The following is a 24300-nucleotide window of genomic DNA, read 5'->3' as shown; positions in this document are numbered from 1 at the left end:
ATCGATAGCCCTTTCCGCGGTGGAGAGGGCCACCAACAGCCAGGCCTTTTCATGACAACCGACATGCGTTCACTCTACAGCCAGCTTCCCGCTATCGATCGTTTATTGCGCGATAGCGCCTTCCCAGCCTTACGTGAATCTCACGGTCATACCCGGGTGGTTGACCTGCTGCGTCATATGCTTGACGAAGCCAGAGATGCGATTCGCGACACGCACGCGCTCCCGGCATGGTGTGAGGACTGGGCGCAAGAAGCCAGCGCCCGGCTGGAACGAGAATCGCAAAGCGCGCTGCGTCCGGTGATTAACCTGACCGGAACGGTGCTGCATACCAACCTTGGGCGAGCGTCGCAGGCCGAAGAAGCGATCGAGGCGGTGGTGCAAGCAATGCGCACGCCAGTGACGCTGGAATACAGCCTGGATGATGCCGGACGTGGACATCGGGATCGGGCGCTGGCGGATTTACTCTGCCGTCTGACGGGAGCGGAGGACGCCTGTATCGTCAATAACAATGCGGCAGCGGTTTTACTGATGCTGGCCGCCACGGCCAACGGCAAAGAGGTGGTCGTTTCGCGCGGTGAGCTGGTGGAAATTGGCGGCGCGTTTCGTATTCCGGACGTGATGTGCCAGGCCGGATGTGTTCTGCGCGAAGTCGGTACCACCAACCGGACCCATGCGAAAGATTACCGTCAGGCGGTGAATGAAAATACCGCTCTGCTGATGAAAGTCCATACCAGTAATTACAGTATTGAAGGCTTTACGAAGTCGGTGGATGAGGCTGAGCTGGCCGCTATTGGCAAGGAAGTGGATGTGCCAGTGGTGGCGGATCTCGGCAGCGGCTCACTGGTCGATCTCAGCCAGTATGGATTACCGCAGGAGCCGATGCCGCAACAGCTGATTGCCGCTGGCGTCAGTCTGGTGAGCTTCTCTGGCGATAAATTACTGGGTGGGCCGCAGGCCGGGATTATCGTCGGTACAAAAGAGATGATCGCTCGCTTACAGAGCCATCCGCTGAAACGCGCATTACGGGCTGATAAAATGACACTGGCTGCGCTGGAAGCGACGCTGCGGCTCTACCTGCACCCGGAAGCGCTGGCGCAGAAGTTGCCGACGTTACGCCAGCTCACTCGCTCGCAGGAGGCTGTCCACGCGCAGGCCCAACACTTACAGGCACGGCTTGCCGAGCATTACGGTGACGAATTCGCCCTGAACGTCATGCCTTGCCTGTCGCAAATTGGCAGCGGCTCGCTACCGGTTGATAGGCTGCCCAGCGCGGCATTAACCTTTACCCCCCATGACGGGCGCGGTAGCCGCCTCGAAGCACTGGCCGCCCGTTGGCGTGCACTGCCCGTGCCGATCATTGGCCGGATTTATGATGGCCGCATGTGGCTGGATCTGCGCTGCCTTGAAGACGAGACCCGGTTTATGGAGATGATGCTGAAATGATTATTGCAACCGCCGGACACGTTGACCACGGAAAAACAACGTTATTACAGGCGATTACTGGCGTGAATGCCGACCGTCTGCCGGAAGAAAAAAAGCGCGGCATGACCATCGATCTCGGCTATGCCTACTGGCCGCAGCCGGACGGGCGGATACTGGGATTTATCGATGTACCCGGACACGAAAAGTTTCTGTCTAACATGCTGGCGGGTGTTGGCGGGATTGATCACGCGCTGCTGGTGGTGGCATGTGATGACGGCGTGATGGCGCAAACGCGTGAGCATTTGCAAATTCTGCAACTGACGGGTAATCCGCAGATCACCGTGGCGCTTACGAAAGCCGACCGCGTGGACGAAGCAAGAATTGAAGAGGTGCGTGCGGAGATTAAGGCCACGCTGGGGAATTATGGTTTCGCGGAGTCGGTGCTTTTCGTCACTGCCGCCAGTGAAGGCCGTGGCATCGAGGAACTGCGCGAACATTTGCTGCAATTAACGTCGCGCGAGCATGCCCGCGATCACAGCTTCCGCCTGGCGATTGACCGTGCCTTTACGGTCAAAGGCGCGGGACTGGTGGTGACCGGGACGGCGCTCAGCGGTGAAGTGAATGTCGGTGACACACTGTGGCTCACGGGCGTCAACAAACCGATGCGCGTACGTAGCCTGCATGCACAAAATCAGGCCACCGATCGCGCGCAGGCGGGACAACGTATTGCGCTAAATATTGCCGGTGATGCGCAAAAAGAAGAACTTAACCGCGGCGACTGGCTGCTTGCTGATGCGCCGCCAGAGGCGTTTACCCGCGTGATTGTTTCTTTAGAACATGCCGCGCCGCTGATGCAGTGGCAACCTCTGCATATTCACCACGCTGCCAGCCACGTTACCGGGAGAATCTCGCTGCTTGAAGGGACGCTGGCGGAACTGGTGTTTGATACGCCGCTCTGGCTCGCCGATAACGATCGTCTGGTGCTGCGCGATATTTCGGCTCGCACGACGCTGGCCGGTGCGCGCGTGGTCACGCTCAATCCGCCGCGTCGCGGGAAGCGTAAGCCGGAATATTTGCAGTGGCTGTCGGCGTTGGAAAACGCACAGAGTGATGGTGACGCTCTGGCGTTGCACCTGACGCGTGGAGCGGTAAATATTCCCGACTTCGCCTGGGCGCGTCAGCTCAACGGTAACGGCATGCGTCCGTTGATCGAGCAGCATGGTTTTATTCAGGCAGGATACAGTCTGTTGGATGCCACTGTTGCAGCGCGCTGGCAGCGCAAAATCCTCGATACGCTGGCGACTTACCACGACCAGCACCGCGATGAGCCTGGACCTGGGCGCGAACGCCTGCGCCGGATGGCTTTGCCGATGGAAGATGAAGCGCTGGTCCTGCTGCTGATTGAAAAGATGCGCGAGAGCGGCGTCATCCATAGTCATCATGGCTGGCTGCATTTGCCCGATCACAAGGCCGGTTTCAGCGATGAGCAGCAGGCTATCTGGCAAAAAGCAGAACCGCTTTTTGGCGATGAGCCGTGGTGGGTGCGCGACCTGGCAAAACAGACGGGCACGGATGAGCAAATGATGCGTGTGGTGTTACGACAAGCGGCGCAGCAAGGCATCATCACCGCGATCGTGAAAGATCGTTATTACCGTAACGATCGGATAGTGGCCTTTGCCAATATGATCCGCGAACTGGATCAGGAAAGGGGATCGACATGTGCCGCTGATTTTCGCGACAGGCTTAACATCGGGCGCAAATTGGCTATTCAGATTCTGGAATATTTTGACCGCATTGGTTTTACTCGCCGTCGGGGAAATGATCATTTATTACGCGATGCATTGCTGTTCCCCGAAAAGTAATGAAACAATTAATTCAGGAATTAAATGAATTAATACAAAATAGATATTGATTGAAATAAGCACATTAGATTATGAACCTAATGTGCTTTTTAATTGTGGTTGTTATTAAAATAACAACCATGATCATATTCTGTTGGATATTTCACTCGTATGCTTCCTGACTCTTTTAGAGTAATTAAGGATCGTACAATGGCTGCTTCAACATTTTTTATTCCTTCCGTGAATGTAATCGGCGCTGATTCATTAAAAGACGCAATGAATACAATGGCGGAATATGGTTTTCGCCGTACGCTGATTGTCACGGATGCCATGCTGACGAAATTAGGTATGGCTGGCGAGATTCAAAAGGCATTACAGGAACGTGATATATTCAGCGTAATTTACGATGGTACGCATCCTAATCCCACAACCAGCAACGTTGCCGCTGGCCTGCAAATGTTGACTGAAAACGACTGTGATAGCGTTATTTCTCTCGGTGGCGGTTCTCCACACGATTGTGCAAAAGGTATTGCGCTGGTGGCGGCTAACGGTGGCGATATTCGCGATTACGAAGGTGTAGACCGTTCTGCAAAACCGCAGCTGCCGATGATCGCCATCAACACCACGGCGGGTACAGCATCTGAAATGACCCGCTTCTGCATCATCACCGATGAAGTACGCCACATTAAAATGGCGATTGTCGATAAGCACGTTACGCCGCTGCTGTCGGTTAACGACTCCTCGCTGATGGTCGGCATGCCGAAGTCTCTGACGGCGGCTACCGGTATGGATGCGTTAACCCACGCTATCGAAGCCTACGTGTCGATTGCTGCCACGCCGATTACCGATGCATGTGCGCTGAAAGCGGTCACCATGATTGCGCAAAACCTGCCGGTCGCCGTTGAAGAGGGCAGTAATGCTCAGGCGCGCGAAGCCATGGCCTATGCGCAGTTCCTCGCAGGTATGGCCTTTAACAATGCCTCTCTTGGCTACGTGCATGCAATGGCGCACCAGCTGGGTGGCTTCTACGATCTGCCACACGGAGTATGTAATGCCGTACTGCTGCCGCATGTACAGGTATTTAATAGTAAAGTTGCTGCCGCCCGCCTGAGCGATTGCGCCTCGGCAATGGGTGTGAACGTTGCTGGTCTGAGCGAAGAGCAAGGGGCAGAAGCCTGCATCGCGGCGATCCGCGAACTGGCGCAGAAAGTGAATATTCCGGCCGGTCTGCGTGAGCTGAACGTGAAGGAAGAAGATTTTGCCGTTCTGGCGACTAATGCCCTGAAAGATGCCTGTGGTTTCACTAACCCGATTCAGGCGACACATGAAGAAATCATGGCGATTTATCGTGCTGCCATGTAATTCGTGATACCTGTCGTAAAGCAGTAAAAGGCTGGCGAATAATTCGCCAGTCCCGTCTACCCTTGTAGTACCCCTACAGCAAGGAGACGGTCATGACCAATAACCCCCCTTCAACGCGTATTTACCCCGGCGAGTATGGTTACCCCCTGAAGTTAAAAGCCCGATACGATAACTTTATCGGTGGTGACTGGGTCGCCCCGGTGGACGGCGAGTATTACCAAAACCTGACGCCGGTAACCGGGCAATTACTGTGCGAAGTGGCCTCTTCCGGCAAAAAGGACATCGATCTGGCACTGGATGCCGCGCATAAAGTAAAAGATAAATGGGCGCAGACTTCCGTGCAGGACAGGGCGGCGATTTTGTTCAAAATTGCCGATCGTATGGAGCAAAATCTGGAGCTGCTGGCAACGGCTGAAACCTGGGATAACGGTAAACCCATCCGCGAAACCAGCGCGGCCGATGTGCCGCTGGCAATTGACCATTTCCGCTATTTTGCCTCCTGTATTCGTGCGCAGGAAGGGGGAATCAGCGAGGTTGATAGCGAAACCGTGGCTTATCACTTCCATGAACCTCTTGGCGTGGTAGGGCAAATTATCCCGTGGAACTTCCCGCTGCTGATGGCCAGCTGGAAGATGGCACCCGCGCTGGCGGCGGGTAACTGCGTGGTGCTGAAACCCGCGCGCCTGACGCCGCTGTCCGTGCTGTTGCTGATGGAAGTCATCGGCGATCTGCTCCCGCCTGGCGTGGTGAACGTGGTAAACGGCGCGGGTGGGGAGATCGGTGAGTATCTGGCGACGTCAAAACGTATTGCGAAAGTGGCGTTTACCGGCTCAACGGAAGTTGGGCAGCAGATCATGCAGTACGCCACGCAGAACATTATTCCTGTCACGCTGGAACTGGGCGGGAAATCACCCAATATCTTCTTCGCGGACGTGATGGATGAAGAAGATGCGTTCTTTGACAAAGCGCTGGAAGGTTTTGCATTGTTTGCCTTCAACCAGGGCGAAGTGTGTACCTGTCCGAGTCGTGCGCTGGTTCAGGAATCCATTTATGAACGTTTTATGGAAAGAGCCATTCGTCGGGTGGAAAGTATCCGTAGCGGCAACCCGTTAGACAGCGTGACGCAAATGGGCGCGCAGGTGTCGCATGGTCAACTGGAAACTATTCTGAATTACATCGACATTGGTAAGAAAGAAGGAGCAGATGTTCTCACCGGCGGGCGGCGCAAGCAGCTGGATGGCGAGTTAAAAGAGGGGTACTACCTCGAACCAACCATTCTGTTTGGTAAGAACAACATGCGGGTTTTCCAGGAGGAGATCTTCGGGCCGGTGCTGGCTGTCACAACGTTTAAAACCATGGAAGAGGCGCTGGAAATCGCTAATGACACCCAATATGGGCTTGGCGCTGGTGTCTGGAGTCGTAATGGAAATCTGGCGTACAAAATGGGACGTGGGATTCAGGCGGGGCGAGTTTGGACCAACTGTTACCATGCGTATCCGGCACATGCGGCGTTTGGTGGCTATAAGCAGTCGGGCATCGGGCGCGAGACGCATAAGATGATGCTTGAACATTATCAGCAAACCAAGTGCCTGTTGGTGAGCTACTCTGATAAACCACTGGGGCTGTTTTAATATAGTATAAATAGGCAGTATTAATACTGCCTATTATCTATTAGTTATATAATGCAGCTGTAGCTTGTAGCTCAGTGCTGAATTTATAAATGTCATCCAATGATTCAATTGGATGGCGAGTTTCATTTTTCTCTAGATCGAATATTCCAATGTATTTTTGATTTCGATTAAAATGAAGTCGACAAAGTGGTTTTCTATTATTATCATCTATTAAGATACCAAAATAGCTTTTTGTATCTCTGTGCATTATCCTAGGTGCATCAATTACTGTCCGAGTTATTGCTTTAACAATGTGGGTAATGACTCCAACTTATTGATAGTGTTTTATGTTCAGATAATGCCCGATGACTTTGTCATGCAGCTCCACCGATTTTGAGAACGACAGCGACTTCCGTCCCAGCCGTCCCAGCCGTGCCAGGTGCTGCCTCAGATTCAGGTTATGCCGCTCAATTCGCTGCGTATATCGCTTGCTGATTACGTGCAGCTTTCCCTTCAGGCGGGATTCATACAGCGGCCAGCCATCCGTCATCCATATCACCACGTCAAAGGGTGACAGCAGGCTCATAAGACGCCCCAGCGTCGCCATAGTGCGTTCACCGAATACGTGCGCAACAACCGTCTTCCGGAGCCTGTCATACGCGTAAAACAGCCAGCGCTGGCGCGATTTAGCCCCGACGTATCCCCACTGTTCGTCCATTTCCGCGCAGACGATGACGTCACTGCCCGGCTGTATGCGCGAGGTTACCGACTGCGGCCTGAGTTTTTTAAATGGCGGAAAATCGTGTTGAGGCCAACGCCCATAATGCGGGCGGTTGCCCGGCATCCAACGCCATTCATGGCCATATCAATGATTTTCTGGTGCGTACCGGGTTGAGAAGCGGTGTAAGTGAACTGCAGTTGCCATGTTTTACGGCAGTGAGAGCAGAGATAGCGCTGATGTCCGGCGGTGCTTTTGCCGTTACGCACCACCCCGTCAGTAGCTGAACAGGAGGGACAGCTGATAGAAACAGAAGCCACTGGAGCACCTCAAAAACACCATCATACACTAAATCAGTAAGTTGGCAGCATCACCAACAATGTGAAACCCTTCAAGTTCGTCCATTGTTGTAATAATATCACTCTCATCTTTTATAATGTTAGTAGGAGTGTCAGTCTCGTTCGTCGGATTTGTTGATTCCTGAACCTGAATTACATTTCCACCAATGGCTGATTTTAATCTTTCATTTACCTGAGCATTGATATATTGAGTCGCCGCTTTTTTGGTTAGTATCGTAAATGTTTCTCTAACCTTCTGTGTCAACATTCCTTCATATATTCTTGATGCAAAGAATTTTACGAAATCCTCTTCAGGATTATTCAGTTGCGTATGAAGGTGTTTTTTTATTAAACTCACATACTTTAATTCACCAGCGGCATTCAGTATCGACTCGAGGTCAAATGCTGATTTGGTTAGTTTCTTTATTTCAGGGATGACCATTTCATCTAAATCAAGAAGATTGATCTCGAGAAATGGTTTTTCATCCATTTTATTCGGAGCATCTAAGTCAGTGAAAAACTTATACTCCTGCCCATTCGTTAGTATTGAAATTCTGGCGTTAGTTACATGAAAGTAGCGAAAAAGTTGTGAGGCATGATTTATGTTGAGAGGTTCTCCAATTTTCTTGCACTCAATTAGAATTTGAACTTCACCATTTTTTAGGATGGCATAGTCTATTTTTTCGCCTTTTTTAGTACCAACGTCACATACGAATTCTGGAATGACTTCCGTAGGGTCAAAAACATCGTAGCCAAGTACATTATTAATAAATGGCATAACAAAAGCATTCTTTGTTGCTTCCTCAGTTTCAGTAGCTCCAGATTGCTGTTTTATTTTTGAAGCTAGTTGATTTAACTTTTCCATAAACTCAACGGACATAACAAACTCCTTGTACCTATTTGCCGTAAAAAGTAGATAAAACATTGTAGAAAGGTAAGTAGTCTTATATTTGTTATCATGCAAGAACATAAATGTTGAAGGTTTGAAGTTTGTCACATTATTGGTGTAAATGCAGCAAAATATGGAATTAAACATTTTTGATTCTTAATGAAAAAGAAATCATCACTTACATAAATAGTAATATTATATTATTAAATGTTATTTTTATGGTTAAGCCATTTAGATGGATAAATACATTTTAATGGGGAAAAGGTGGAGTAACTTTTATCATTTGAAATATAAATGAAGGGGTTATGTAACACATCAAAAGAGTAAAAAATAGCAGTCATTGCAAGTAAATATAGTTAGTGTGCACATTATTGCTTTGGTTAATAAGATGTGAGTAATGCCGACATTTTTGTTACAAATGAGTTGGTTTCAGGTATAGAAACCAACATTTAGTAAGGTATATCCGTAGAGTAGTTTTGTGCCAAGGGTAGCTGGTCAGGTATTAACGTGCTCTATTCCAGGAAAACATCATCATACTATCAGGCTTTAGATGTTATATATAGAAACCCATATATCGTTATATAAATAAGAAAATTGCATCCAGTCTGGTCATTCCAATACTATTATCAACTCTATTGTTTAAATCAAATTGCATCTGAATTCCTTAATTTAAATCCCTGAGGCAAATATGTTCCTTAATTATTTTGCATTAGGAGTGCTTATTTTTGTATTCCTGGTCATTTTTTACGGGATTATTATTCTGCATGATATTCCCTATCTAATTGCAAAGAAACGTAACCATCCTCATGCCGACGCAATACATGTTGCGGGTTGGGTTAGTTTGTTTACCTTACATGTTATTTGGCCCTTTTTATGGATCTGGGCAACGCTTTATCGTCCGGAGCGCGGATGGGGTATGCAGAGCGCGGATTCTTCCCTGATCCAGCTTCAGGCAAGGGTTGCGGATCTGGAAAAGAAACTGGGTGAGGCCAAGACCTCTCCGGCGGAGTAATATCGATGGATTTACTAATTGTTCTGACCTATGTGGCGTGTGCATGGTCAATATTTAAAATTTTTAAAATTCCTGTAAATAAATGGACAGTTCCTACCGCAGCATTAGGCGGTATATTCATTGTTTGCGGGCTTATATTACTGATGAATTATAACCATCCGTATACATTTAAGGCACAAAAGGCGGTAATTTCTATTCCCGTGGTGCCGCAGGTAACGGGTGTAGTGACAGAAGTGACGGATAAGAAGAATACGCTAATCAAAAAAGGCGAGGTTCTGTTTAAGCTTAATCCAGGGCGTTATCAGGCACGGGTCGATCGCCTGAAAGCTGATATTGTCACCGCACAGCATAAAGAGCAGGCTCTGGTTGCGCAGTTAGACGAAATGATAGCCAACACGCAGCGGGCAAAGGCCACGCGTGACAAACTGGCAAAAGATTACCAGCGCTATGTACAGGGTAGTCAGGCGAAGGTGAATCCTTTTTCTGAACGCGATATCGATGCGGCGCGGCAAAACTATCTGGCGCAGGAAGCGTCGGTGAAATCTTCCGTCGCGGAGCAGCAGCAAATCCAGAGTCAGTTAGACAGCCTGATACTGGGCGAGAATTCGCAAATTGCCAGCCTGAAAGCGCAGTTAGCCGAAGCGGAGTTCAACCTGGACCAGACGGTGGTTCGCGCGCCCAGCGATGGCTATGTGACGCAGGTGCTGATGCGCCCGGGAACCTATGCCGCCGCGCTGCCGATGCGTCCGGTGATGGTATTCATCCCGGATCAAAAAAGGCAAATTATCGCCCAGTTCCGTCAGAACTCGCTGCTGCGTCTGGAACCTGGCGATGAAGCGGAAGTGGTATTTAACGCGCTGCCGGGTAAGGTATTCAGCGGTAAACTGGCTGCAATTAGTCCGGCAGTGCCGGGCGGGACATACCAGTCGAATGGAGCGCTGCAATCCTTAAATTCTACGCCCGGTTCGGAAGGGGTAATCGCCACGATTGAGCTGAATGATAATGCGGAGGTTAGCGCGTTACCTGATGGGATCTACGCGCAGGTCGCGGTTTATTCTGACCACTTCGAACATGTGTCCGTCATGCGCAAAGTCTTGTTGCGCATGACCAGTTGGGTGCATTACCTGTATCTCGATCATTAAACTCAGGCTATTTTGCTTGCTCAGTCTGCTGATCCAGCGACTGAGCAAGTTGCCGGCGAATCTCCGCCAACATCTCATCAAGAATAAACTGTACCCGCCATGGCTGATATTCACGTTTGCGGAAAATCGCCACCAGATCCAGCCACCATTCATGCTGTCCGGAGAAACACGGAACCAGCCCGTTAGGCTGACTTTCTTTTTGTACGCTCGCCTTGGGTGCAAAAACAATGCCCAGATGGTTTCGCGCCAACGACAGCGCAGATTGCGTATTGTCGCAAACATAATTACCCGTTACGCGATAGTCATGCATCTCTTTACCTCCGGGGGAGGAGAATCGCCAAATGTTAGCATCATCAATCATCATGGAATCAATCAGAATACAGGAGTGATGCTCAAGTTCTTCAGGAGTGCTGATGGGATGTTGGGCCAGATATTGATTACTGGCGAAAGCGGTAACTACATATTTGGTAATAAAACTGGCGACCAAAGATTCATCTTTTGGATGTGCATAAGTAATTAAAACATCACAGTCATCAGGAAATTCGACTCCTTCATAAAAGGCTTTACGTTCCAGGTTATAGGTTTTTAGCACCAGACTGATATCGCCAATATCCATAATTTTTGCAATAACATGTTGCGATAAGTAAGCGATAATTCCGGTTGGTGCATATACCGTTACTTTTCCACGTTTCTCGTGCTTATAATCAGCAATGAAATTATTTAACTGCTCGTTTCTGTCTAACATGTCATTGATGTAAGGAAGTAACGCTATACCAAACGGCGTGAGGGTCAGTTGCCGGGTGGTGCGGTCAAACACCTTTAATCCAACTTTTGATTCAAAATCAGCAAGATATTTACTGACGTTGGCCTGTGCGATGCCGAGAACAGTCGCGGCATGACTGATATTTTCACTGGCAGCGATTACCGAAATAATCTTCAGCTCCCGGTGTTTAAGTTGTAATTTATTCATCGCCAAGCCCAATATATATAATTTTTTATATATTACTATATAAATATGAACCTTGCATCGATGAAATTGTAAGCATTATTATGCACCAGTTTTGTAGCTTATTTTAAAATGGAATGTTGGCATGTTAATTAAACACAATATTGTGGCGCTGCTCGCCTTTTCTTTTATGGCGAGTGCAACTGCCGCAGAGTTTTCAATTGGCGCTGGTGCTGTATATAATGAATCACCTTATCGTGGGTATAATGATAATGTTCACGCAGTACCGCTAGTCAGTTACGAAAGTGAATCATTTTATTTTAGGCAAACAACGCTAGGTTATATTTTGTCTAAGAGTGAAAGTAATGAATTTAGTATTACTGCCTCTTATATGCCGCTTGAGTTTGATCCCGGCGATAATGACGATCATGCGATGAAAAAGCTGGATAAGCGTGACGCAACTGCAATGGCGGGTGCCGCGTGGTATCACCATGAAAGATGGGGTAGCGTGAAAGTCTCCGCCGCTGCGGATGTGCTGGACAACAGTAATGGCTGGGTAGGGGAAGTTTCACTGTTCCGTCCAATGCCGATGGGCAAGCTGACGCTGACGCCATCGATTGGCGTGCTCTACTATGACGAAAACTTCAATGAATACTACTACGGCATATCGGGTAATGAGTCCCGTCGTAGTGGCTTATCAAGCTATTCCCCAGGCGATAGCTGGACACCGTATGTTGGCCTGTCCGCTAAATACGCATTGACCACTAACCTGACGCTGCTGGCAAGCGCCAATTATAGCGCACTGCCGGATGACATTAAAAATAGCCCGATGGTTGATCGCGATGACAGCTTTACCTTTATGTCCGGTCTGACCTGGCGTTTCTGATTTAAATACGTGCCTGATGGCGCTTCGCTTATCAGGCCTACGTGGATAGGTGTTGTAGGCCGGATAAGACGTGAAGCGTCGCCATCCGGCACGGTTTAATTACTGCTCGTTTATCCAGATACGCATTTCGCCTTCACCACGGTTTGCCCAGCTAAACCACGGAATAAACGTCAATGTATGCGCCTGACGCGAAGTTGGGGAAACATCGTAGTGCCACAACGATTGTTGTGCTGCATCGGCTGCACTTTGCTTCACACCTTCAGCCTGAATTAACATTTTATGGCTGAACAATCCCTTACCTTCGAATACTCTGAACTCACTCTCTTTTGGCAACCACAGATTATGCAATTCCTCGCCGTTGTCGGCCTGCTCCAGGCAATATACCAGTGGCCCACGCTGAATGGCGACCTTACCGGCGACATGACGCACTAATGGATTTCCGTATACCCGACGCACCGGCATTGGCAGGGTCAAACTGAGCGTATCGCCTTCCTGCCAGGTTCGACTGATGTGCAAATAGCCTTTGCGAATATCCTGCTCAACCGGCTGACCATTCAACAAAACCTGCGGCGCGGAGCACCAGTCTGGCAGGCGCAGAGCCAGAGTGTGATAAACCGACCGCGGTGATTCGATGGTGATTTTTACCTGCTCATGCCATGGGTAATCTCCGCTAATACGCAGTTTAAGCGAGCCGTTTACAACAGGGACCTCCATGCTATTGCCCACGTACATATTGATATACAGCGCGTCCTGACGCGGTGTATAGATGTAGTGGCCAATTGAGGTTAACACGCGGGCGATATTCGGCGGGCAACAGGCGCAGCCAAACCAGCGCTGACGAACGGGTTTCACGTGGTCATAAATATGATTGAATTTTAATGATTTAGGATGTACTTCCAGCGGGTTCACATAGAAGAAGTGCTTGCCATCGAGCGCCATCCCGCCCAATACGGTATTATACAGGGCGCGCTCCATCACGTCGGCATACTGGCTGTCGGCTTCCATTTCCAGCATTCTGCGGGCGAACATCATCAGGCCGATAGAGGCGCAGCTTTCCGCATACACGGAGTCGTTGGGCAGATCGTAATCGCTGCTAAACGCCTCGCCGCTGCTTTGTGAACCGATCCCGCCGGTAATGTACAACTGGCGCTGGGCCATGTTTTTCCACAGACGCAGGCAATCCTGACGCTTGCCTTCGTCCTGGCTTAAGCGTGCCAGATGAGCGACGCCGGTCATCAGGTAGACAAAGCGCACCGCATGCCCGATCGCCGTTTGCTGTTCTGAAATGGGCTGATGAGCCTGGCTATAGGGTTTATCCTTCACCATCCATGCCGGACCGTAAGTATGCCAGTAAGAGGTTTGGCCGCGCTTTTCGTACTCTTCGTCATAGAAATGGGGCTGTGCGCCGCGCTGTTCCACAAAGTAATTTACCAGCGCCATATAGCGTGGTTGCTGGGTCACTTCGTATAAGCGCATTAACGCCAGCTCGATTTCCGGGTGTCCTGGGTAGCCGCGCAGTTGATTCTCCCCGAGTCCAAACACGCTGTCGATGTGATCTGCCAGGCGACACACCACCTCTAACAGACGGCGTTTACCCGTCGCCTGAAAGAACGCGACGCCTGCTTCGATCAAATGACCTGCACAGTACAACTCATGACACTCGGCGAGGTTGCTCCAGCGTTCATCCGGTGCTTTCACTGTGAAGTACGTATTGAGATAGCCATCTTCGCACTGGGCGGCCGCCACCAGTTCAATGACTTCATCGGCCGTTTTTTCAAGTTCCGCATCGGGTTTCTGGCACAGGGACCAGGCAACGGCCTCCAGCCACTTTGCTACGTCGCTATCCTGAAAAACCATGCCGTAAAATTCGCCATCCTGCAGGCCCGCGGCGATACGGAAATTCTCTATCGCATGACTTGGTTCCGCCTCTGCAATGCGGTCATTGAGCGCATCCCATTGATAGGGGATCACCACGTCACGCACCAACTGCTGATATTGTCCGAGGAACGGATCGCTGACGGTGAGCTTATGCAGGTCGACTTCCAGTACGTTCATTTCGTGCTCCTTAAGGCTGTACATGACGCTGACGCAGATCGGTGGCAATGCGCGACATCATCGGATTATTGAGTTTGCAGATGCGGATGGACAGCGCCAACAGCAGGTGGAACAGTGCGGGAAGCAGCGTCTCCATCGCGGTAATTCCTTGCAGCGAGCTGGCGGTTTGGTTACCAGCGCCTGGCTGATAGGCGACAAAAATAAACAGCAGGCTGATGATCCCCGCACTTGAGGCCCAGGCCAGCTTGATGAAAAACAGATTGAAGGCGAAATTCATGCCGGAGGAACGTACGCCGGTTTTCCACTCGCCGTAATCGTCGGCGAAGGCCATCAGTGAGAAGTGCAACGGCAGCGTGAAGCCTAAAATAATGCCGTTACCGAGGATGACTGCCAGCCACAGCGTCTGATAAGCCGGGCCGGTTGGCAGGAACCACATCAGTATCGCCAGGGCCGTCAGCACCAGATTGGTGTAGTAATAGAGTTTGACGGTATCGATGCGGCGGGTCAGGGGGCTGACAATCACTGAACCGATGATGGACGCGAAAGTGACCATGGTGAAAAACAGCGACGTATAGGCGGTGCTGCCTTCCAGCACGTAGGTAATAAAATACATGTACCCGCCGCCGCGAATATTAAAGACGTTGATCAGCAGGAAAGACATTACCAGCATCAACAATAGCTGATCGTTTTTGCGCAGCCCTCCAATGTGTTCACGCAGGGTAAATTTCCCCATCATCGCCAGCGGTACACGCTCGCGAACCCAGAAGAAACAGCACAGGAACATCACCACCGCGATGGCACACAGGATGCCCACGCCAAACTGATAACCCTGTGCGGCATTGCCCTGACCCAGAATATCCACCATCCACGGCAGACCAACGGAAACCAGGAATCCCGCCACGCCGCACAGCACAAAGCGCCAGGACTGACAGGCGATCACCTCGTTATGGCGGGTCGTCATGGTGTTGATCAGCGCACAATACGGTACGTTGATGGCGGTATAGCCGACAGAGAGCAGGAGATAGGTGCCGAATGCCCAGGCGATCTTGACCCCCATACTGGCGTCCGGGACGGTAAAAGTGAGCACGCCAATAATACCGATCGGAATCGCAACCCACAGTTGCCACGGGCGAAAGCGCCCCCAGCGGCTTTGCGTACGGTCGGCTAGCACACCCATGATGGGGTCGGAAATGGCGTCAAATACACGCAGGGCAATAAATAATGTGCCGACCAGCGCAGGCGTTAACCCGAAGACATCGGTGTAGAAAAATGTCAGGAAGTTCATGATCAGGCAGGTAATTACTGTCCCGCCAGCATCGCCTAGTCCATAACCAATTTTTTCACGCAGGGATAATTTGTCGTCTTGGGCACGCTGTGCCAAATCAGATGTTGTAATCGGAGCCGAAGTCATAAATAACTCCCGGAGAGGATGTTCAGAAAGTATCCCGCTACGTTGCGGGTTATTTGTTTGTAATTTGCAAAATACGTTATTTATTCTGCACGAAATGTTTGGGTCAACAAGGGAAGAGAAAAGTATAAAAAGATGACAATTCCGACTTCATTATAAAAATGTGATTTCGATCCGGCGGAAAGCAGGTTTATCGTGAATAATCAATGATAAAGATCGGTTTAAATAATGTAGAAAGCGGGAATTTGAATATATATGCTCGAATTATCCATGTCTCTTCCGATTAAAGTGCAAAATGGTGGGCTATTTATTTCCCGGGGCGTGGGCAGTCATCCTGCGCGACGATTGCAATCCTGGGAAATTATCTTTGTTGAAAAAGGGACATTAACGATTCGCGAAGGCCAGACAGTTTTTTGCGTGAATGCCGGAGAAAGTTTGCTGCTGTGGCCGCAGCGCTTGCATATTGGCGTTGGGCAATTTCCGGCTGATTTGAAATTTTACTGGCTACATTTTGAGGTGACGGCAGAAAACGACGCATCAATAACGGAACCGTTACTTGCTATCCCTCAACATACCCGGGTGGGCGAGCCCCAATATATTATTTCGCTGTTTCGCCAGTTCTTACGCGAGCAGGAAAATATTCATCGCAGCATGGCGCTGGAACTGATCCTGCTGCTGATTTTGCAGCAAATATCCGCAGCCGCCAGCGAGCAACCTGTCGACAGCCCCGGGAATGCGTTGGCCTGGAAAGCGCAGCAAATCATTCACACCCGGTTCCACCTGCCGATTTCCGCCTCAACGTTGGCGAAAGAGCTGCATTGCAATGCGGATTATCTGGGGCGCGTTTTCCGTGGCGCTTTCCGGCTGACGCTAACCGAAGCGTTGCACCGTCAGCGGGTAAGGGCGGCAGAAAAACTGTTAATCAGCGATTCGCTGTCGCTAACCGAGGTGGCGATGAAATGTGGATTTAATGATGTGGGTTATTTTCGCAAAATATTCCACAAGCACACCAGCCTGACGCCCGCGGCGTGGAAACGGCGCTATTGCAAAGAACATATCAATAGCGCCTGACCCGTTATTGTCCGTAATACGCATTCGCCCCGTGTTTGCGCAGATAATGTTTATCCAGCAACTCAGACTGCATATCCGGCAACTGCGGGGCTAACTGGCGAGAGAACAACCCCATGTAGGCGCACTCTTCGAGCACCACCGCGTTATGCACCGCGTCTGCGGCGTCTTTACCCCAGGCGAACGGTCCGTGGGAGTGCACCAAGACCGCCGGAACCTGCAGCGGATTGAGATCGCGCTGCTCGAAGGTCTGAATGATCACCTCTCCGGTTTGATATTCATATTCGCCGTTGATCTCTTCAGCGGTCATCAGACGCGTACACGGAATAGAACCATAGAAATAATCGGCATGCGTGGTGCCCCATGCCGGGAGATCCAGACCCGCCTGCGACCAGATCGTCGCGTGGCGAGAATGGGTATGGACGATCCCGCCGATCTGTGGATAACGACGATACAGCGCCAGATGGGTTGGCGTGTCGGACGACGGTTTTTTGTTGCCTTCCACTACGTTGCCGCTGGCAATATCCACTACCACCATGTCGTCGGCGGTCATCACCTCATATTCCACGCCGGATGGCTTAATCACCATCAGTTTACGTGTTTCATCCACTGCGCTGACGTTGCCCCAGGTAAAGGTGACTAAGCCATGAGCCGGGAGCGCCAGGTTTGCCGCCAGCACCTCGGCTTTCAGTTGTTCTAACATGGAAATCCTCCTTCCTGCATGCGTGCTTCTATCCAGCGCCGTGCCTGGATAATTTCCAGTACCGGCTCTTTCGCTTTTTCAGTCCACATTTCAATCAGAAACGACCCGCGATAGTTCAGCTGATGAAGCGTTTTGAAGATGCCAACAAAGTCCACGCACCCTTCGCCAAACGGCACATCGCGAAACTGGCCCGGGTGAGTTTCGGTTACCGGCAGCGTGTCTTTCAGATGGATAGCAGCGATGCGGTCAATGCCCAGCGTCAATTCGGCAGTGACGTCATTCCCCCATGCGCTGAGGTTGCCCACGTCCGGATAAACGGTGAACCACGGCGATGACAGCATTTCATCCCACTTTTTCCACTTGCTGATCGAGTTCATAAACGCGGTATCCATGATTTCTACCGCCAGCATCACCTGCGCGGCGGCGGCTTGCTCGACTGCCCATGCCAGTCCTTCGGCAAAGCGCTGCTGCGTTCCTGCGTCATGTTCTTCGTAATAGACGTCGTAACCGGCTAACTGAATGGTGCGAATACCCAGGTCGCGCGCCAGACGAATGGCTTTGCTCATTATTTCTCGCGCCCGCTCACGCACGGCTTCATCGCGGCTGCCAAAGGGAAAACGACGGTGGGCGGACAAGCACATTGACGGGATCGCTACGCCGGTTTCCAGCATCGCGCTCACCAGCGATGCGCGCTGAGCCGGACTCCAGTCGAGACGCGACAGACGTTCATCGGTTTCATCCACCGACATCTCGACGAAATCAAAACCGCAGCTTTTTGCCAGCACCAGCCGTTCCGGCCAGGAGAGGTCTTTCGCCAGCGCTTTTTCATAGATACCTAATGGATGATTACGCATGCAGTGTTCCCCAGATGGCGTCGATTTGCGCATGGAATTCGCCAGCAACCTGCGCTGGGTTTTGCGCTCCCGCCAGCGCGCGCCCGGCAATAAAAGCTTTGACGTTAATTTCGCGAAACAACGGCAGATCGGCGGGCGTGATCCCACCGGTAATCGACAGTTCCAGACCAATATCAGAAAGCGCCTTCATGCGCGCCAGGTCTGCTTCTCCCCACTGTTGTCCGCTGGCCTGAGCATCGCGGCCACGATGGTAAATCGCCTGGCGAACGCCAACGCGATACCAGTCGCGGGCATCATCCAGCGTCCAGTTACCGAACAGCTCCATCTGAATTTCGCCGCCGCAGGACTGCGCGACGCCATGACCTTTCTCTACCGTCGCCAGCGGCGCAGCACAGATGATGGTCATCCAGTTGGCACCTGCTCCAAAGGCTTGCTGCGCGAGGGTTTCGCCCGCATCGGCCACTTTCCAGTCGGCGACGATGATTTTATTCGGGCACTGGGCACGCAGTGCTTTCACGGCGCTCAGCCCTTCGGTTAAGCAGAGAATCGTCCCCGCTTCAACGATATCGACGTTCTCTTGTAGCAGCGCGACGTCGCGTTGTGCGGCTTCAAGGCTGGTGTGGTCGAGCGCCAGTTGCAGTAATGGTCGACTCATCATTCGTGCTCCTTAATGCGGGCGTGGTAGCCCTGTAGTGCGGTAATTAAATCCAGGTATTGGCGGTATTTACGCTGGTAGCTCGCCTGCGCGGCGGCGTCCGGCAATAGCGTGCGTACCGGGTGCTGTTGGCTGCGCTGGGCGTCGCTGAAGTTGGAATAAACGCCGGTGCCGACGCGGGCGGCGAGCGCAGCGCCAAAGCAACCGGTCTCTTCAATCTGCGGCAATTCGATACGTAAACCGCTGACGTCTGCCAGCATTTGCATCCAGATGTCGGAGTGCGCCGGACCGCCGGTGACGCGCAGGGTATGCGCCTTCGTAAAACGTTCGCGCATGCGGTTGAGGTGGGTCATGTGGCTAAAAACCACGCCTTCGTAGATGGCCTGTAATAAGTGGGCGCGAGTGTGTATTGCCTGCATGCCATAAAAGCCGCTGGTCATCTCCAGCCCGGCGTTGCTGCCGTACAAAAAGGGCAGGAAGAAAAGCTCGCTACCGGCTTTCGGTAAGCTGGCGACGGCCTGATTGATCTCAGCAAAAGAGAGTTCGCCCCACTGGGCGGTAAACCATTCCAGATTGCCGGAAGAGGTCGGGCTGGCTTCGTGAACGATGTACTGCCCGTCGTTGACATAGCGCCCATAAACATAGGGATGGGCCTCGTGGTCGCGCAGACCGTGAGCGATCCCGCTGGTGACGGCCCAAGTACCCATCACCGCGTTGAGGGTGTATTCATCTTCGATACCGGCGCAGAGTGCGGTGGAAACCACATCAAACAGTCCGCCGACGACGGGCGTGCCCGCCGCCAGACCGGTTATGGCGGCTGTCTGAGCGGTGATTTCCCCGCATATTTCTGCTGAACCGACAATCGGTGGTAGCGCATTGTCGATCTCACTGATGCCCAGCCACTGGGTCAGGCGCGAGTCGTACTGACCCGAAGTCATGTTGTAGAGGTTCGACTCGGAGATATTGCTCTCTTCACAGCCTTTGACGCCGGTTAAGCACCAGCGCAGATAGTCATGGCCCATCATGACGCAGCCAATTTGCGCGTAACGGTGAGGTTGATTCTCTTTCACCCAGCGCAGCAATGATGCCGGATGCCCGGTCCACAATGTCTGGCGGGTGACCGGGTAGAGCTGCTCAGGGATCCCATCCTGCTGCCAGCGCTGAACGATATCCATCGCCCGGCGGTCGGAAGAGAGGATGGCATTGCCCAGCGGTTTATCCTGCTTATCGAGAAGGAACAGGCCTTTGCCCTGAGCGGAAATACCGACGCCTTTGATTTGATCGCCGCAGACGCCGGTGCGCGCTAACAGCCCGGCGATCGTGGCTACACACTGTTGCCACAACTGGTGCATATCGCGTTCGGCGTAACCGGGCAATGGCGATGCGGTCTGCAACGATTGCCGGTTAATGCCATGTTCATGACCTTTGGCGTCATACAACCCGGCTTTCAGATACGTACCGCCACAATCAATACCCAGCCAGAAGGTCTCTTTCTCACTCATCTTGTTATCTCATTTTTGCCGGATGGCGCTGCGCTTATCCGGCCTGGGACGGTTGCTACCTGTAGGCCCGGTAAGCGAAGCGCCACCGGGCATTGTTTTACGCTGTACGTTTATGTGGATTCAGTGTCTTTAGCGGAGCGGCACCGGCGTCGCATTTGGCTGGCAGCAGCAGCGCCATCAGCGCGGCCAGAGCCAGTGAGATAGCCAGGCAGTAAACCCCCGCATCTTTGCTATACAGGGTGATGAGTACGCCGACCGCATAAGGACCGCAGAAGCCGCCGAGGTTGCCCAGCGCGTTGATGACTCCACGCGCGCCACCGGCCATTTCCGCACTGAACAAACGCGCCGGAATGGTCCAGAACACGCCCGCTGCCGATTGCAGGAAGAAGCCGCAGCCGACCAGCGCGGCATAAGCCAGCCAGACGTTATTTTTCAGCGCCACGGAAAGGAACATGCACAGGGCAAAGCCAATCAACGGCAGGCAGACGAACAGCTTACGTTTACCGGTGCGGTCAGAGAGAGAAGAGAACAGGAACATCCCGGCAATGGCCCCGACGTACGGCAGAATGGCGAGCATACCGACCTGTCCCATGCTGCTGTGCGTCAACTCTTTGAGGATGGTCGGCAGCCACAGGGTGTAACCGTAAATCCCGGTCTGATAGAAGAAGTTCAGCGCGATGAGCTGCCACATGGTTTTATCGGAAAGCACCGCGCCCAGAGAGGCATTTTTGACTTCCGTTCCAGCAATGGCTTTTTGCTCGGCGGCCAGCGTTTCGACCAGGTAATTTTTCTCGGCCTCAGAGATCCAGCGCGCCTCCTGCGGACGGTCGTAAACGGTATAGGCCCACAACACCAGTACAACGACGGAAAGCAAACCTTCAATGATGAACAGCCAGCGCCAGTCGAGAACGGTGATAATCCAGCCCGAGAGCGGAGCGGTAATGATCCCGGCAATCGGCACAAACATAATCACAATCGCATTGGCGCGACCACGCTCGGCGTCGGGGAACCAGTTACTGATCATCGTCAGCACCACCGGCAGCATGCCGCCTTCGGCAACGCCGAGTAAAAAGCGCAGAACCAGCAGTTGGTACTGATTAGTGATTAACCCCGTGAGGACGGAAATAACCGCCCAGGCAACCAGCGACCAGCCGATAAATTTCTTGCCGCTGCCGTGAACGGCAATTTTTCCGCCGGGAACCTGTAAAAACAGATAACCGATAAAGAAAATACCGCCAGCCAGTCCTGCCATGGTGGCGGAAATACCTAATTCCTCATCCATTCCGCCCGGCATCGCGAAAGCGATATTGACGCGGTCCATATAAGAAATAATACAGGCGATGAGAATAGGTGGAATAATCCGCAGCCAGCGCTGACGGGGTATATCTTTGAGTGTAGGGCGAGAGGTCATGTTCATATTAATATTCTCGTAGAGTAGTATTTTATTTTTATAGTTTTGCTTTATTTAATGCGGCGATACCGTCGCGCAATATTGCTACGCGATGGTTCACATCTGCATTGGCGTTTATTTCCAGCAATTTAATACCGGCAAATTGCAGTGGTTCGGCTTCTGCGCAGGCGAATAATTCGCGGGCATGGTCGGTGGTCATCAGGCTTTGTGGGCAGAATGGGGCAAACGGCGCGTGTAAGTCCTGCCACTCGCCGTATTCCCCCGCAAGCGTGGTACCGGAGAACATCAGCGCGCCCAGTTTTCCAGCCCGTTTGGCCTGCTGCGTGTGGGCCAGCGCCAGGGCGGGATTCTGCCCTTCAATGGTCGATCGCGCCCAGTTAATGCACACGCTGATGTCATACCCGGCAATGACCTCCAGCACATTGTCTAACGGCAGAAAGCCTTTGCGCGGCGCAATGCCGGTCATGGCATCGCAATGTTCCAGCACCAGATCGCAGGACCAGTCCCAGGAGGTAATCTCTTTCAGCGAACGGGCAAACGCGTCGGTGGCCTGTGCAACATTTGGGTTGCTGGCATTGGGGGCGGCATGCAGTTCCAGCGCAATCACTTTTCCGGCGTGTGCCGTATTGATATGGTTTATTTTCTGCTGCAGATGACGGTAATACGCCACGCAGGCTTTACGCTGTTCTTCGTCGCTGGAGGCCAGCCCAAAAGCGCTGTTTGCGCCGCGACGGCGCATGGTTTCCATAATGGCGGTGACCACGATTTGCCAGTCGCCCGGCGTATGACGTAATAACCATTCGTCGCCTAACGGGTGAAGATGTTCAAGGCAGGGCTGCTCCAGACCGCGAATATCCGGAGTATCGGCGAGCTGTCGCCAGAATTCCTTCTCTTCCTCTTCACTCTTTTGGTGAAATGAGGGTGCACAGGGGTACGCACCGATAATATAACCGGCATTATTAACGCTCATGTTGTGCTCCTTTTATAAAACTGAAATAGCAACCTTCACAACTATTTTGCGGATCGCCGTGGCGACAGTTTTATGACATGCAGGACGGTGAACATCCTGCGGGAAAAATATGGCGTAGCTTCCCGGAATCATTTCAATGAAAGATTCATGTTCGCTGGCGTGATAAAAAATAATATCGCGCTGTTCTAATAACGATTCGCTGATTTGGTTATTCCCGGTATCAATCGCGATCCCGATTTTCTCTTCGCCCCAGGCCAGAAATTGAATATCCAGGTAGCGGCGATGCACCTCCGGGCGATTTTCGGCAACGTCACGCGTGGTTAAATCGATAACCTGCGCGAAGATATTTTTACCGTCGATTTCTACCACGCCCGGTTCCAGATTGCGGAAGTCTGTGCTGCGCAGAAAGTCGAGTGCCCTTTCAATCGCCGCGGGTAAACGACATGGGTTAGGCTGAGCGATATGTCCAAAGATCATACACTGACTCCTTACAACGCCTGAATTTTGGCCCAGACGCTGTCATCAACGGTGATACCGTTGCGGCGGTTTTCTTCCAGCAGCTTTGTAAACTCGTGGCCCGGCAGGCGGACAGGTGTGTTTTCATCGGCGCGTTCGGCGGAGGTGATGAAATCCATAATGCGCTGCAGTTTGGCGTCGCGGGTGGCGCCGTCGATAAGCTTATCCACTTCAATGGCGATGAAAATCTGTGAAACGCCATATTCATCGCTGTTGTCCTGGGTGACCTCGGCCACGGAAGAACCGTCTGAAAGCAGGGTGGCGATCATATCCAGCACAATCGACAGACCTGAACCTTTCCAGTAACCCATTGGCAAAATACGGCGGTTTTTTTCGATAACGCCCGGCTCTTTAGTGAGATTGCCTTCATCATCAAAACCACCATCTACCGGCAGTTCGCGACCGGCCAGGCGATTCACTTCCAGCATGCCGTAGGAGAACATCGACATCGACATATCAACCATGGTGATTGGCGATGAGGGGATCGCGACGATCAACGGGTTAGTACCAATGCGGCACTCTTTCGAACCCCACGGCGGCATGACGGCAATCGAGTTAGTCCAGCAGATACCGATGTAACCTTTCTCCGCCGCCTGCCAGCCATGGCTGCCGCCGCGCATCCAGTGGTTGGCGTTACGCAGTGCGACCAGGCCAATACCGTGATCGGAGGCCAGCTCAATGGCTCTGTCCATCATCTTTTTCGCCGTCAGATTTCCGATCGAACGCTGGGCATCCCATTGTTCAATCGCTCCCAGGCTAGTAATGCGTTGCGGTTTGGCCTCAGGAATGATGTCGCCGTTATCTAATTGCTGAATAAAACGAGGAAAACGATTCACGCCGTGTGAATACACGCCGGACTCGGTGGTGCGCGCAAACATTTCGGCACAGGCATCGGCGGTTTCAACGGCGATACCGCGTGCCAGCAGTACCCGATTGAACGCATCTTTCAACTGCTCAAAAGTGACTTTCATTCCTGTTTCCTTGTTTAAATT

General features: G+C 51.8%; 20 protein-coding genes and 2 pseudogenes. 8 read left to right on the top strand and 14 right to left on the bottom strand.

What is annotated here, in order from left to right; translation table 11 throughout:
* The first annotated feature begins 51 nt into the window (after window positions 1–51).
* The 4 genes from selA to aldB all read left to right on the top strand — a co-directional run bounded on the left by selA (window position 52) and on the right by aldB (window position 6256).
* Window positions 52–1443 carry an L-seryl-tRNA(Sec) selenium transferase gene (gene selA / locus C2U41_RS21610; RefSeq protein ID WP_103848223.1) on the top strand — a complete coding sequence of 464 codons (1392 nt, stop codon included), beginning with the start codon at window positions 52–54 and terminating at the stop codon, window positions 1441–1443.
* Window positions 1440–3284, top strand: coding sequence for a selenocysteine-specific translation elongation factor (selB, locus tag C2U41_RS21605; RefSeq protein ID WP_003024195.1), 1845 nt, complete (start codon window positions 1440–1442; stop codon window positions 3282–3284). Before selA ends, selB begins: the two co-directional genes overlap by 4 nt.
* Window positions 3285–3473: 189 nt before the next feature.
* Window positions 3474–4625 (top strand): L-threonine dehydrogenase, encoded by a 1152-nt coding sequence (gene yiaY, locus C2U41_RS21600; RefSeq protein ID WP_057063679.1) that lies wholly within the window; start codon window positions 3474–3476, stop codon window positions 4623–4625.
* A 92-nt stretch (window positions 4626–4717) separates the two neighbouring features.
* A complete protein-coding gene (aldB, locus tag C2U41_RS21595; protein WP_003837670.1) occupies window positions 4718–6256 on the top strand; it encodes an aldehyde dehydrogenase AldB in 1539 nt (512 codons plus the stop codon).
* Window positions 6257–6296: 40 nt separating this feature from the next.
* Here the strand turns inward: aldB and C2U41_RS29795 are convergent.
* The 3 genes and pseudogenes from C2U41_RS29795 to C2U41_RS21575 all read right to left on the bottom strand — a co-directional run.
* A pseudogene (locus tag C2U41_RS29795) lies at window positions 6297–6551 on the bottom strand (restriction endonuclease); the annotation flags it as partial.
* A gap of 15 nt (window positions 6552–6566) precedes the next feature.
* Window positions 6567–7273 (bottom strand): IS1 family transposase gene (locus C2U41_RS21585; RefSeq protein ID WP_228719446.1). Its coding sequence is split into 2 segments (ribosomal slippage): window positions 6567–7024 and window positions 7024–7273, totalling 708 coding nucleotides; the frame shifts between segments, so codons are not numbered across the junction.
* 55 nt (window positions 7274–7328) lie between these two features.
* Window positions 7329–8171: pseudogene (locus tag C2U41_RS21575) on the bottom strand (type I restriction endonuclease); the annotation flags it as partial.
* A 697-nt stretch (window positions 8172–8868) separates the two neighbouring features.
* On the opposite strand from C2U41_RS21575, the gene C2U41_RS21570 reads away from it, so the two are divergent.
* Window positions 8869–9192, top strand: a complete 324-nt coding sequence (locus tag C2U41_RS21570; RefSeq protein ID WP_003024200.1) for a DUF3302 domain-containing protein — start codon at window positions 8869–8871, stop codon at window positions 9190–9192.
* A gap of 5 nt (window positions 9193–9197) precedes the next feature.
* Window positions 9198–10334, top strand: coding sequence for an HlyD family secretion protein (locus C2U41_RS21565; RefSeq protein ID WP_103848224.1), 1137 nt, complete (start codon window positions 9198–9200; stop codon window positions 10332–10334).
* Between the two features lie 7 nt (window positions 10335–10341).
* On the opposite strand, the gene C2U41_RS21560 is transcribed toward C2U41_RS21565, so the two are convergent.
* Window positions 10342–11304 (bottom strand): LysR family transcriptional regulator, encoded by a 963-nt coding sequence (locus C2U41_RS21560; protein ID WP_003844559.1) that lies wholly within the window; start codon window positions 11302–11304, stop codon window positions 10342–10344.
* 121 nt (window positions 11305–11425) lie between these two features.
* Between C2U41_RS21560 and C2U41_RS21555 the strand changes: the two genes are divergently transcribed.
* Window positions 11426–12166 carry a MipA/OmpV family protein gene (locus C2U41_RS21555; protein WP_003024206.1) on the top strand — a complete coding sequence of 247 codons (741 nt, stop codon included), beginning with the start codon at window positions 11426–11428 and terminating at the stop codon, window positions 12164–12166.
* A 99-nt stretch (window positions 12167–12265) separates the two neighbouring features.
* On the opposite strand, the gene C2U41_RS21550 is transcribed toward C2U41_RS21555, so the two are convergent.
* Complete coding sequence (locus tag C2U41_RS21550) at window positions 12266–14221, bottom strand: glycoside hydrolase family 127 protein (RefSeq protein WP_087879302.1); 1956 nt, start codon at window positions 14219–14221, stop codon at window positions 12266–12268.
* A 10-nt stretch (window positions 14222–14231) separates the two neighbouring features.
* Window positions 14232–15632, bottom strand: a complete 1401-nt coding sequence (locus tag C2U41_RS21545; protein ID WP_003837680.1) for an MFS transporter — start codon at window positions 15630–15632, stop codon at window positions 14232–14234.
* A gap of 252 nt (window positions 15633–15884) precedes the next feature.
* Here C2U41_RS21545 and C2U41_RS21540 point away from each other — a divergent pair, with 252 nt between their 5' ends.
* Window positions 15885–16700, top strand: coding sequence for a helix-turn-helix domain-containing protein (locus C2U41_RS21540; RefSeq protein ID WP_003844563.1), 816 nt, complete (start codon window positions 15885–15887; stop codon window positions 16698–16700).
* Window positions 16701–16704: 4 nt separating this feature from the next.
* Here the strand turns inward: C2U41_RS21540 and araD are convergent, their stop codons facing one another.
* From araD to yiaK, 8 genes are all read right to left on the bottom strand, one after another.
* Entirely contained in the window at window positions 16705–17400 is a 696-nt protein-coding gene (araD, locus tag C2U41_RS21535; RefSeq protein ID WP_003024215.1) for an L-ribulose-5-phosphate 4-epimerase, read from the bottom strand.
* On the bottom strand, window positions 17394–18254 hold the full coding sequence (locus tag C2U41_RS21530) for an L-ribulose-5-phosphate 3-epimerase (RefSeq protein WP_003024218.1): 861 nt from the start codon (window positions 18252–18254) through the stop codon (window positions 17394–17396). The genes araD and C2U41_RS21530 overlap by 7 nt, the downstream gene beginning before the upstream one ends.
* Complete coding sequence (gene ulaD, locus C2U41_RS21525; protein WP_103848269.1) at window positions 18247–18909, bottom strand: 3-keto-L-gulonate-6-phosphate decarboxylase UlaD; 663 nt, start codon at window positions 18907–18909, stop codon at window positions 18247–18249. Before ulaD ends, C2U41_RS21530 begins: the two co-directional genes overlap by 8 nt.
* A complete protein-coding gene (locus C2U41_RS21520) occupies window positions 18909–20411 on the bottom strand; it encodes an FGGY-family carbohydrate kinase (protein ID WP_049014528.1) in 1503 nt (500 codons plus the stop codon). The genes ulaD and C2U41_RS21520 overlap by 1 nt, the downstream gene beginning before the upstream one ends.
* A 97-nt stretch (window positions 20412–20508) precedes the next feature.
* Window positions 20509–21828 (bottom strand): MFS transporter, encoded by a 1320-nt coding sequence (locus C2U41_RS21515; RefSeq protein ID WP_003837687.1) that lies wholly within the window; start codon window positions 21826–21828, stop codon window positions 20509–20511.
* Between the two features lie 31 nt (window positions 21829–21859).
* Window positions 21860–22792, bottom strand: coding sequence for a DUF4862 family protein (locus tag C2U41_RS21510; protein ID WP_048233002.1), 933 nt, complete (start codon window positions 22790–22792; stop codon window positions 21860–21862).
* Between the two features lie 12 nt (window positions 22793–22804).
* On the bottom strand, window positions 22805–23269 hold the full coding sequence (locus tag C2U41_RS21505) for a YhcH/YjgK/YiaL family protein (protein ID WP_016151153.1): 465 nt from the start codon (window positions 23267–23269) through the stop codon (window positions 22805–22807).
* Window positions 23270–23280: 11 nt separating this feature from the next.
* Window positions 23281–24279, bottom strand: coding sequence for a 3-dehydro-L-gulonate 2-dehydrogenase (yiaK, locus tag C2U41_RS21500; protein WP_103848225.1), 999 nt, complete (start codon window positions 24277–24279; stop codon window positions 23281–23283).
* Window positions 24280–24300: the final 21 nt, after the last annotated feature.

Source organism: Citrobacter freundii complex sp. CFNIH4, from assembly GCF_002934505.1.
GTDB classification, from domain to species: Bacteria; Pseudomonadota; Gammaproteobacteria; order Enterobacterales; family Enterobacteriaceae; genus Citrobacter; species Citrobacter freundii.
The sequence above is the reverse complement of the archived record's forward strand: the minus strand, read 5'-3'. Positions and strand labels throughout refer to the sequence as shown.

Bases quoted from the DNA above. Each gene is read 5' to 3' on its own strand.
- C2U41_RS21540 (WP_003844563.1), top strand. From the start codon at position 15,885: ATGCTCGAATTATCCATGTCTCTTCCGATTAAAGTGCAAAATGGTGGG.
- yiaY (WP_057063679.1), top strand. From the start codon at position 3,474: ATGGCTGCTTCAACATTTTTTATTCCTTCCGTGAATGTAATCGGCGCT.
- aldB (WP_003837670.1), top strand. From the start codon at position 4,718: ATGACCAATAACCCCCCTTCAACGCGTATTTACCCCGGCGAGTATGGT.
- C2U41_RS21550 (WP_087879302.1), bottom strand. From the start codon at position 14,221: ATGAACGTACTGGAAGTCGACCTGCATAAGCTCACCGTCAGCGATCCG.
- selA (WP_103848223.1), top strand. From the start codon at position 52: ATGACAACCGACATGCGTTCACTCTACAGCCAGCTTCCCGCTATCGAT.
- C2U41_RS21560 (WP_003844559.1), bottom strand. From the start codon at position 11,304: ATGAATAAATTACAACTTAAACACCGGGAGCTGAAGATTATTTCGGTA.
- C2U41_RS21570 (WP_003024200.1), top strand. From the start codon at position 8,869: ATGTTCCTTAATTATTTTGCATTAGGAGTGCTTATTTTTGTATTCCTG.
- C2U41_RS21565 (WP_103848224.1), top strand. From the start codon at position 9,198: ATGGATTTACTAATTGTTCTGACCTATGTGGCGTGTGCATGGTCAATA.
- C2U41_RS21510 (WP_048233002.1), bottom strand. From the start codon at position 22,792: ATGAGCGTTAATAATGCCGGTTATATTATCGGTGCGTACCCCTGTGCA.
- C2U41_RS21505 (WP_016151153.1), bottom strand. From the start codon at position 23,269: ATGATCTTTGGACATATCGCTCAGCCTAACCCATGTCGTTTACCCGCG.
- C2U41_RS21545 (WP_003837680.1), bottom strand. From the start codon at position 15,632: ATGACTTCGGCTCCGATTACAACATCTGATTTGGCACAGCGTGCCCAA.
- ulaD (WP_103848269.1), bottom strand. From the start codon at position 18,909: ATGAGTCGACCATTACTGCAACTGGCGCTCGACCACACCAGCCTTGAA.
- araD (WP_003024215.1), bottom strand. From the start codon at position 17,400: ATGTTAGAACAACTGAAAGCCGAGGTGCTGGCGGCAAACCTGGCGCTC.
- C2U41_RS21515 (WP_003837687.1), bottom strand. From the start codon at position 21,828: ATGAACATGACCTCTCGCCCTACACTCAAAGATATACCCCGTCAGCGC.
- C2U41_RS21555 (WP_003024206.1), top strand. From the start codon at position 11,426: ATGTTAATTAAACACAATATTGTGGCGCTGCTCGCCTTTTCTTTTATG.
- C2U41_RS21520 (WP_049014528.1), bottom strand. From the start codon at position 20,411: ATGAGTGAGAAAGAGACCTTCTGGCTGGGTATTGATTGTGGCGGTACG.
- yiaK (WP_103848225.1), bottom strand. From the start codon at position 24,279: ATGAAAGTCACTTTTGAGCAGTTGAAAGATGCGTTCAATCGGGTACTG.
- selB (WP_003024195.1), top strand. From the start codon at position 1,440: ATGATTATTGCAACCGCCGGACACGTTGACCACGGAAAAACAACGTTA.
- C2U41_RS21530 (WP_003024218.1), bottom strand. From the start codon at position 18,254: ATGCGTAATCATCCATTAGGTATCTATGAAAAAGCGCTGGCGAAAGAC.